We start from the raw sequence: 10,297 nt of genomic DNA on the forward strand, positions 1-10,297 counted from the left end.
AGAACCAGGCTTTATAAAAAAAAGCCCACACTCGTTAGAGTGTGTTAGTTCAATTAAGATATGAAAAGAGCTTATTTTTTTGATATTGATGGAACCCTATATTATCAAAAATATCATGAAGTTTCGCCTCGGTGTATGGAACAACTAAAAAGAATCAAAGCCCAAAACGATTATATTGGCCTTTGTACTTCTAGATGTTTACAAGAACTATCGCATCTTCCTAAGTGTCTACGGACTTTTCCTTTTGATGTTTATATATTAGATGGTGGAGCCTTAATGTTGGATCAAAATTTAAATATTATTCAACATCATCCTATGTCTTTAGAAAAAATGGAAAAAGTTGATTCATATTGTAAAGAACACGGTATTGTGTATCGTTATTCAACGAAAGATGGTAATTACTGGGCAACACCACCTGATTTAAAGTGCCATCGTATTTGGATGGATTTGTATTTAACTACGCCGGATTTTAAGCCATATGAACAAGAAAATGCTTATAATTTATTAGTTATGACCACAGATTTAAAACATCAAAAATATTTTTATGATTTATTTGAAAATAAAGGAATTGTTCGTTACCCTGATTGTCTTGAAATCCGTATGAATGGATTAGATAAAGCAATATCTGTTCAAGAATATAAAAAATTAAAACAAATTGATCAAACGATTTGTTTTGGCGACGGTGAAAACGATATATTGATGTTGAAACAAGCTGATATCGGTGTAGCTATGGGAAATGCGAAGGATGTTGTAAAAAAAGAAGCGGATGTGGTTCTTGATGAAATTGAAAGGGATCCCATTTATTATTATCTTAAGGAGGAATTATAATGTCATTTATTTTAGAAAATGAATTTGTTCGTTTGGAATGTAGTGAAAAAGGTGGAGAAATCCAATCTTTTTATGATTTAGAAAAAAATAAAGAATTAATGTATCAAGGAAATCAAGGATGGTCTGGAAAGAATCCTACTTTGTTTCCAATTATCGGAAATACCGCAACTAAAGAGTACACAATCCATGGTGAAAAGTATGCAATGAAAAATCATGGTTTAATTCGTTATGCGACTTTGAATGGGCAACAAAATAAAGATTCTATCGTATTCATTTTAGATGCGAATGAGGAAACTTTAAAACAGTATCCTTTTTCTTTTCATTATGAAAATAAATATTCACTAGTTGGACGTCAATTAAAAATTGAATATCATATTCAAAATACTTCTCAGGAAGATATGCCATATACTTTTGGTTTACATCCAGCTTTTATTGTTCCACAAAATAACAATGAAAAATTTGAAGATTATTCCATTGATTTTGAAGTAAAAGAACAAGCTAAACAGTTATTATTTGATCCAAGTTTTGAAAAGAAAGTTGAATATAAAGATGTTTCTTTTGATACTTGGAAATGTTCAAGAGATGATATTAAGAAATACGCAACAATTATTTATAAAGACCTAAAATCTAAATATGTTACGCTTTCATGTAAAGGAGAACCTAGAGTTAGAATGAGTATTGATGGTTTCCCTTATTTAGCTTTATGGACAATTGATGTACCAAGTGACTTTATTTGTATTGAACCATGGTTTGGACATGCTGATTTTGAATACGGACACGATGATTTCTATACACGTGAAGGAACTATGATTTTAAAACCACAAGAAGTATTTGAAACAAGTTATACAATTGAGGCTTTATAATGATTCGTTTTGGAGTAATGGGCTTAGGAAATATAGCTCATCGTGTGATTAAAGGAATTTTAAGTGTTGATGATGCTTGTTTATATGCAGTTTGTTCGCGTAGTATAGATAAGGCAAATCAATATAAAGAACAATATCATGCCTGTATTTCTTATGGTTCTTATGAAGATATGTTACAAGATAAAAATGTCGATGTTGTTTATATTTGTACGCCTAATCATTTACATTTAGAACAAATTTTATTGTGTTTTTCATATGGTAAGCATGTTATTTGTGAAAAACCGATGGTTCGAAGCAATGAAGAATTAGCTCGATTAGAACAAGCATCTAAGAAAAATCGTTGTTTTCTAATGGAAGCTCATAAAACTTGTTTTATTCCTGTTAATGTAGAAATTCGTAAACGACTTCAATCTGGACAATATGGAAAGATATTATCTATCCAGGCAGATTATTCTTGTGATTGTAAAGATCAATATGAAAAAGATAGTTGGGCTATGAATCCATTATATGGAGGTAGTTCCTATGATGTGGGGGTATATCCAATTTGTTTTTGTCATTATATGGCAAATTCTGAAATGAAACATATTGTGGCAAGTCCTATTCGTTATCAAGATTATCAATGTGATTTTGGCATGATGAGTCAGATTCAATATGAAAATGGAATTGTTGCTCAGGCTAATTGTTCTTGGTTGTATTATAGTGAAAATAAAGGGAAGGCTATTATTGTTACAGAACAAGGAACAATTACCATTCCATCTTTTTGGAAAAGTGAAGTAGCTTATATTGATATGAATGGCAAAAAAGAACAACTCACAATCAAAATGAAAAGTGATTTTGCGGGTGAAATTCAAGAGGCTTGTGATTGTTTAAATGAAAAAAGAATGAGCAAAGTGATGAATTTTAAGATGAGTCATGATATATTAGATGTCGTTGAATGTGTAAATGAATATAGGCTGAATTTATGAAAAAGATATTAAATAGTATTTTATTTATTGTTTGTCTTGGTGTATTTTGTTTTAGTGCATTTCAATTATTTCAAATTTATCAAGTTAAGAATTCGGTGAATAAAGAAGTAGAAGAAATGGAAAAAACAATTGTGTCCGAAGACAATGTATATGAAGTAGATTGGGATTCCCTTCAACAGAAAAATCCAGATATTATTGCTTGGATTTTAATACCTGATAGTGAGATATCTTTTCCTGTCGTACAAGGAAGTGATAATTCTTATTATTTAAATCATACGTATTTAAAAGAAGATAATAATTTGGGTTCTATTTTCTTGAATTGTGATAATCAAAGAGATTTCTCAGATACGAATTCGATTATTTATGGTCATTCAGTTGATAGTGGAGGGATGTTTACTTCAATAAAAGAATATAAAGATGAATCGTATTATAAGGAACATCCTTATTATTATTTATTGACACCAAATCAAAATTATAAATGCAATGTGATTTGCTTTTCGCAAGTGCAAGATGGATGTGAATATTACACAACTAATTTTGATATGAATCAAATGATGAGTCGATATGAACAAACATCAACGCATTTCACAAATCAAGAAAACGTGAATCGGGTTGTTACTTTATCAACATGTGATTTGGATTATGGTCTACATTCTGCTTATCGTTTTGTTCTAGTAGCTTCTTTAGAAAACTATGATGAACCAATTCAAGTAGCTTCTAAATAGAAGCTGCTTTTTTTTACTTGATTTTGACAATAAAAAAATAGATAATATATGGGAATATGAAAATTTGTTTAGTAACAGGAGGAACGGGAGGTCATATTTATCCTGCCCTTGCTTTGGCGGATAAATGGAAGAGCTTGGATCCTTCTATTGATATATTATTTATTGGTAATGATAATCGTATGGAAGCGGATTTAATTCCTTCCTATGGATATCAATTCGCATCACTTCATACATCTGGCTTAGTTGGAAATGTTTTTTCAAAAATGAAAGCAATTGGTCAGATGTTTTTGGCGTACAATAAAGCAAAGTCATATTTAAAAGAATTTAAACCGGATATGGTCATGGGCTTTGGAGGATATGTGAGTGCTCCTGTATTAATGGCAGCACATTCTCTTTCCATTCCAGTTGCGATGCATGAACAAAACTCAATTGTGGGTAAGGCAAATCAATTGGTAATGAAAAAAGCAAATGTGATCTTTACGTGTTATGAAAAATGTAATGAAGTGTTCCCAAAAGAAAAGATTCATCTATATGGAAATCCACGTGCAACTGTAGCATGTGAAGCTAAGTTTGATGAAGCGTATTTTCAATCATTGGGATTGGATTTGAATAAGAAAACAATTCTGATTATGATGGGTTCTTTGGGAAGCAGCAGTATTAATAAACTTATGAAAGATTCCTTAAAAGGAAATTTTGATCGTCTTCAATTTTTATATGTATGTGGAAAAAACAACGAAGACGACATGTCACAATTAGAAAGTGAAAACATTCATGTTGTGAATTATGTAGATACACTTCGTATCTATTCACATGTAGATGGTATGATTTGTCGTGCTGGAGCTACAACGATTGCTGAATTAACTGCACTTGGAATTCCTTCTATTTTGATTCCAAGTCCTTATGTTGCTGAAAATCATCAATATTACAATGCCAAGGAATTAGTTGATCAAAGAGCGGCGTATATGATTGAAGAAAAAGATTTAGATGCCAAGCATTTAAATCAGGCAATTCAAGATTTATTTGGAAATGAAGAAGAAATGAAATTAGTGAAACAAGCGGCTTTGTCTTTAGGAAAACCTAAGGCAGCCTATGATATTATTTCGTTGTGCCAGCATATGTTTGAATGAGGTTAATATGAATATTAGTGAAAAATTAAAAATATATGCAGATGTTTTAGAAAATGAACCAATGTCAAAACACACAACTTATCGCATTGGTGGAAATGTTCGTTATTATATTTATCCTAAAAATCTTCTTTCTTTAATGCGTATTATTCGTATTTTGAAAGATAATAAAATTCGTTATGAAGTTATGGGACGTGGGTCCAATGTATTATGGGGTGATAACTACTTTGATGGAGCGGTTATTAACTTAGATCGTTATTTAAATGATTCTTATGTAGAACCAGATGGAACAATTGTTGCCCAAGCTGGATGTTCAACTATCAATTTAGCTGTTGAAGCCGGGAAAAATGGATTGACTGGCTTAGAATTTGCTACTGGAATTCCAGGTTCTATTGGTGGTGGTGTTTATATGAATGCCGGTGCCTATAAATCTGATTTTTCTAATATTTTGGAATCGGTATTAGTTTTTATGGATGATCAAATTATCTGGATGCAAAAAGATGAATTGATGTTTGGATATCGTAAATCAAGTTTTCAATCACATCCAGAATGGATTATCTTGGCGGCAAAATTTAAATGTAAACCTGGTAATAAAGAAGAAATTCTTTCATTGATGGATTCCCGTCGTGAAAGAAGATTGGCTAGTCAGCCATTAGATAAACCATGTGCTGGTTCCGTATTCAGAAATCCTGAATCCATTCCTGCTTGGAAGTTGGTTGATGATTTAGGGTTACGTGGTCACCAAATTGGAGGTGCACAAGTATCTGAAAAACATAGTAATTTTATTGTGAATGCGGGAAATGCAAAAGCACAAGATGTAAGAGATCTAATTGCTTTAATTCAAAAAGCAGCCAAAGAATCTTATGGAATTGATTTAATTACAGAAGTGGAGCATTTTAATTGTGAATAAAAGTAAGAAATCTTCTTTTTCATTAAGAACCACAACTATCCTTTGTGTGCTTATTTTTGCACTATCGAGTTTTCTATTATATTGTCTATGCGATGATTCGAAAGCTCGAGTTTTGTCATGTCAAGGAAATTATTTTTACTCGGATAAACAGATTTATGAGCAAGCTCATCTTTCTTTAAATACGCGTTTGTGGTTAATTCCTTCGGGAATCATGGAAAAAGAGATTTCCAATTTACCTTTAGTTGATTCGGTAAATGTAAAAAAAGACGAGAATCGACTTGTGATTCAAGTGAAAGAAAAAGATTTAATTGGTTATTATATAGAAGATGATCAATATTATATTCTTACTGTTGATAATGAATCAATTGAATTAGATAAAGAATTTAAATCAAATTTGATTCATCTTCCTTTAATTTCTGATTTATCTAAATCACAAAGAAAAGCTTTGTGTGAGGCTTTGAAAAAAGACGAAGAAAACATCAGTCATGAAGTGATTGAAAAAATATCGCAAATTGTACCTTTTTCTTCTTCCTATGATAAAAACATGGTTCGTCTCATTATGAGAGATGGCAATTCTGTTTATTCAAGTATGGATAGTCTATCGATGATTAGTAAATATTCACTTGTTTTAACACAGTTAAAAGGAGTCAGTGCTTGTTTATTGTTGGATAGTCAACACAATGCGATTGATAAAATCAATTGTTCGGATATCACAACAAATCGTAAAGAACTTGAAGAACAAATTCAAGCTTGTCAAGAAGATGGTGGAACATGGTCTGAAGAAGATAAGACATGTACTTATGAACAAGAACAAATTCAGGAACAAGAACAGTCACAACCTATTGTTGATGATACTTTAAATCAAAATACGGGAAGTGATTTGGATGCGATTAATGATTGGGTGTATGATGAAAATTCGGGTTGGTATTATTCATATTCAACTGGATATTATTTAAGCCCTTATACAGGTCAATATTTTATATGGGATAGTGAGTCCGCTTCGTTAGTCGAAGTACAATAAGTGCCTTATTGTTTAATTTAAAACAATGGGGTATAATACAAAAGTAAAGGAGGAAAAATATGCCGATTAATAAATCAACAGAATATGGAAATATTTCGATTTCTTTAGACGCGATTGCTAGTTTAGCAGGAGGCGCTATTACAGAATGTTATGGTGTAGTAGGGATGGCTTCTCAAAAGACAGTACGCGATGGATGGGCCGAATTATTGAAAAAAGAAAATTATGCTCGTGGAGTTGTAGTGCGTAACCAAGAAGACGGATTAGTCTTGGATTTATATATTATTGCCTTACAAGGAATTAAATTAAGTGAAGTGGTATTAGAAGCTCAAAAAAGAGTTAAATACGAAGTAGAAAAAACACTTGAAATTAAATGTAAGGAAGTTAACATCTGCGTACAGGGAGTACGCCTGTTAAAATAGGGAGATTATATGGAAAGAATTAATGGATCGTTATTGAAGCAGATGTTAGAAAGCGGAATGAATAACTTAAGCAATCATGCCGCTGAAGTTGATGCCTTAAACGTGTTCCCAGTTCCAGACGGGGATACCGGAACAAATATGTTTTTAACTGTTTCTAATGGGGTTAAGGCAGCATTAAAAGAAGATACAGAACACTGTGGAAAAATTTTAAAATCACTTTCACGTGGTTTATTGATGGGAGCAAGAGGAAACTCAGGGGTTATCACATCACAAATTTTTAGAGGAATTTATCAAGAACTTCAAGACAATGAAACAATTGATGCTTCACAATTAGCTCATGCACTTGTCAATGGTTCAAGAGTTGCGTATAAAGCAGTTATGAGACCAGTAGAAGGAACAATTTTAACAGTTGTTCGTGAAGCTGCTGATTATACATATGCTTACACTGTAACACAGGAAATTACAGACTGTGAACTTGTTATGGCAAAAATGGTAGAAGAATGTAATGAAGCTCTTCTACGTACACCAGAATTACTTCCTGTCTTAAAAGAAGTAGGTGTAGTTGACTCTGGTGGTAAAGGTTTAACTGTCATTTTTGAAGGTATGTTAGAAGCTATGAAAGGGCATGTTGTTGTAGAACAAAAGAGTGCTCAGGCAGTTGAAGCAAGTCAAACTAAAGTAGAAGGACAAGAAGAAGAGTTTGGATTCTGTACAGAGTTTATTTTGAAATTATCGCAAACAGGAATGAAACATTTCTCAGAAAGCGATTTTTCAAATGAATTGGCTACAATTGGTAATTCTATTGTTTGTGTACAAGATGAAGATATTGTAAAAGTTCATGTTCATACTTTAGAACCATTTACGGCAATTAAAATGGGAAAACGTCGTGGTCGTTTCCTTAAATTGAAGGTTGAAAATATGCAACAACAACATGATAACATTCTTGAAAAAGAACAAGAAGAAGTTGTTGCGGAAAAGAAAAAATATGGAATTATCACGGTTGCTCCTGGTAGTGGAATTGGTGAAATGTTCAAAGAATTAAGAGCTGACATTGTCATTGGGGGAGGACAAACAATGAACCCAAGTACTGAAGACTTTGTCAGTGCCATTGGTAAATTAAATTGTGAACATATCATAATTTTACCAAACAATTCTAATATTGTTATGGCTGCTACACAAGCTGCCCAAGTTTGTGAAGACCAAGATATTCATGTATTACCAGCTAAAACAATTCCACAAGGAATTAGTGCTTGTGTAATGTTCAATCCAGAAGCTGAAATTGATGAAATTATTGCGGATATGGAAGATGCGATTGCCAATGTGAAGTCTGGTGAAGTAACATATGCGATTAAGGATACTACTTACGAAGGTATGGAAATCAAGAAAGATGAATACATGGGTATTTTAAATCGTTCTATTATCTTGTCTAAACCTGATTGTATTTCGGCTACTAAAGCATTAATGGATCAAATGATTGATGAGGATTCTGAATTGGTTACTTTAATTTATGGTGAAGACAGCAATGAACAAGAAGCAGAAGAAATTGCTGAATACATTGAATCAATCAGTGATGCGGAAGTAAGTATTTACCAAGGTAATCAACCTGTATATCCATTTATTATTGGTGTTGAATAATCAAGTGAGAACTGCATTAAAGCAGTTCTTTTTATATGGAGAAAAGGAAAGTCTTACTTCATATAAAACAATATTAGCATTCTCAAATCGTATTAATGCATCTTTAAAGGTAATAACAATGGCAATTTGAATTATTTAGATAAATGATTAAGTTTATTTTATAAAACATTATAATTAAAAGCACGACGCTTTATTGTCGTGCTTTTTGAATTTGTTTTACGATAGCTTGGCTTGTCGCATAGGCAATCATATTTTGAATGGGCCATGTTTCCATTTTTTTACATTCACTAATATTTGAAATATACCCTATTTCAAATAAAATAGAAGGAATCGATAATTGATCTACTACATATAAAGGATAATTCACAGTTGTATATATATCTTCTTTGGAAGAATAATGAAGTTTCTTTAGATTATCATTTATAGATTGACAAATTTTACGAGATGTCATGTCATCATTTTTAATGTAGAAACAATAACCACTTTTACTTGTATCCTCACTTGAATTTAAATGAAAGGCAATGTAATAATCGGCTTGGGAACCAATTTGTACACGTGAATATAAATCTTCGCTTTCATTTGATGGCCAGTTTACTTCATCACCTTGTCGTGTATAAATGACTTTTATAGTTGGATCCATTTTTGTGATAAAATTACCTGTTCTTAATGCAATCTCTAAGGCAATATCTTTTTCGTAGGTTCCATCTTGTCCAATGGCACCGCTATCATATCCACCGTGACCGGGATCAATACAAACGGTTGTCGTGGTTTCTATATAGGGTTCATCCATGAAAGCTTTATAGAGATAACTAGTTGAACTGACGAATGCGATTAAAAAAACAAGAAATAATATAAATGTATTTTTTTTCATATGTCTATTGTAACATAAAAAAAGAAAAGAAAATAAAAAATAGACATTAAGCGCTTTCAGCATTTGTAAAATCTATGTGGGTTAGATATAATATTTTTGTTTTTGGAGGCAGTAGATGATTTATATTACAGGAGATACGCATGGAGCGTTCGATATTCATAAAATCAATCCCGATGATGGATTTGTTCCTGGTAAAACGCTAACAGAAAATGATTATGTCATTATTTGTGGTGATTTTGGTTGTATATGGGATGGAGGAAGCAGTGATGCTTTCTGGTTAAAATGGTTAGCTTCACTTCGTTGGAATGTTGTTTTTGTTGATGGAAATCATGAAAACTTTGATGTGATTAATTCGTATCCAGTTGTCGAATGGCATGGAGGGAAAGCACATCGTATTCGCCATAACATTTATCATTTGATGAGAGGGGAAGTATTTAATTTTGATGGATCTTCTTTTTTTGTCTTTGGTGGTGGATATACACATGATTTTGAAAATCGTACCGAGAAAAAAAGCTGGTGGCAAGATGAAATGCCTACTTTAGAAGAAGTAGAAAACGCGAAAAAGAATTTAGAAAAAGTTAACTACAAAGTTGATTATGTTCTTTCACATGATATTTTTACTTCACATCCAATTTCTAAAAAATACGATGTTGATATGACACATTATCAAGAAAACCGTTTAAACATTCAAGAAGTATTAGAATCATTCCGTACCCAATTATCGTATTCATGTTGGTTTCATGGACATTATCATACGGATCAATGTAATTATATAGACAATAAACCATGTATCACTTTATTTGATAAAGTATTATTATTGGATGATTTAAATCACGAAATTGATACATATAAAAATGCTGTAGTTAATGAATAACTACAGCATTTCTGTGTGCCGGGCATGGCATTAATTCAGTTGGAGATAAACCAACCACAGGT

11 protein-coding genes are annotated in these 10,297 nt (G+C 32.0%); 10 read left to right on the top strand and 1 reads right to left on the bottom strand.

The annotated features are described in order from the left end of the window. Positions 1 to 60: 60 nt before the first annotated feature. Genes ACI313_RS03740 through ACI313_RS03780 form a run of 9 tightly spaced genes read left to right on the top strand, consistent with a single transcriptional unit; the run spans position 61 to position 8,490 of the window. Complete coding sequence (locus tag ACI313_RS03740) at positions 61 to 828, top strand: HAD-IIB family hydrolase (protein WP_320608388.1); 768 nt, start codon at positions 61 to 63, stop codon at positions 826 to 828. Next, entirely contained in the window at positions 828 to 1,691 is an 864-nt protein-coding gene (locus ACI313_RS03745) for an aldose 1-epimerase family protein (RefSeq protein WP_439755297.1), read from the top strand. The genes ACI313_RS03740 and ACI313_RS03745 overlap by 1 nt, the downstream gene beginning before the upstream one ends. Further along, positions 1,691 to 2,656, top strand: coding sequence for a Gfo/Idh/MocA family protein (locus ACI313_RS03750; protein ID WP_439755298.1), 966 nt, complete (start codon positions 1,691 to 1,693; stop codon positions 2,654 to 2,656). Before ACI313_RS03745 ends, ACI313_RS03750 begins: the two co-directional genes overlap by 1 nt. Continuing rightward, positions 2,653 to 3,381 carry a class B sortase gene (srtB, locus tag ACI313_RS03755; protein WP_439755299.1) on the top strand — a complete coding sequence of 243 codons (729 nt, stop codon included), beginning with the start codon at positions 2,653 to 2,655 and terminating at the stop codon, positions 3,379 to 3,381. Before ACI313_RS03750 ends, srtB begins: the two co-directional genes overlap by 4 nt. A 56-nt stretch (positions 3,382 to 3,437) precedes the next feature. After that, a complete protein-coding gene (gene murG, locus ACI313_RS03760; RefSeq protein WP_320608392.1) occupies positions 3,438 to 4,508 on the top strand; it encodes an undecaprenyldiphospho-muramoylpentapeptide beta-N-acetylglucosaminyltransferase in 1,071 nt (356 codons plus the stop codon). A 7-nt stretch (positions 4,509 to 4,515) separates the two neighbouring features. Then, on the top strand, positions 4,516 to 5,415 hold the full coding sequence (gene murB, locus ACI313_RS03765; protein ID WP_320608393.1) for a UDP-N-acetylmuramate dehydrogenase: 900 nt from the start codon (positions 4,516 to 4,518) through the stop codon (positions 5,413 to 5,415). Further along, positions 5,408 to 6,436: an FtsQ-type POTRA domain-containing protein gene (locus ACI313_RS03770; RefSeq protein ID WP_439755300.1), complete on the top strand. Its 1,029-nt coding sequence runs from the start codon at positions 5,408 to 5,410 to the stop codon at positions 6,434 to 6,436. Before murB ends, ACI313_RS03770 begins: the two co-directional genes overlap by 8 nt. 59 nt (positions 6,437 to 6,495) lie before the next feature. Beyond that, positions 6,496 to 6,855 (top strand): Asp23/Gls24 family envelope stress response protein, encoded by a 360-nt coding sequence (locus ACI313_RS03775; RefSeq protein ID WP_320608395.1) that lies wholly within the window; start codon positions 6,496 to 6,498, stop codon positions 6,853 to 6,855. Positions 6,856 to 6,864: 9 nt separating this feature from the next. After that, on the top strand, positions 6,865 to 8,490 hold the full coding sequence (locus tag ACI313_RS03780; RefSeq protein WP_320608396.1) for a DAK2 domain-containing protein: 1,626 nt from the start codon (positions 6,865 to 6,867) through the stop codon (positions 8,488 to 8,490). A gap of 190 nt (positions 8,491 to 8,680) precedes the next feature. Here ACI313_RS03780 and ACI313_RS03785 read toward each other — a convergent pair whose 3' ends face one another. Then, entirely contained in the window at positions 8,681 to 9,361 is a 681-nt protein-coding gene (locus ACI313_RS03785) for an N-acetylmuramoyl-L-alanine amidase (RefSeq protein WP_320608397.1), read from the bottom strand. Positions 9,362 to 9,476: 115 nt separating this feature from the next. Here ACI313_RS03785 and ACI313_RS03790 point away from each other — a divergent pair, with 115 nt between their 5' ends. Beyond that, positions 9,477 to 10,235: a metallophosphoesterase family protein gene (locus tag ACI313_RS03790; RefSeq protein ID WP_439755301.1), complete on the top strand. Its 759-nt coding sequence runs from the start codon at positions 9,477 to 9,479 to the stop codon at positions 10,233 to 10,235. Positions 10,236 to 10,297: the final 62 nt, after the last annotated feature.

It is taken from the genome of Floccifex sp. (genome assembly GCF_051873495.1).
GTDB lineage: Bacteria > Bacillota_I > Bacilli_A > Erysipelotrichales > Erysipelotrichaceae > Floccifex.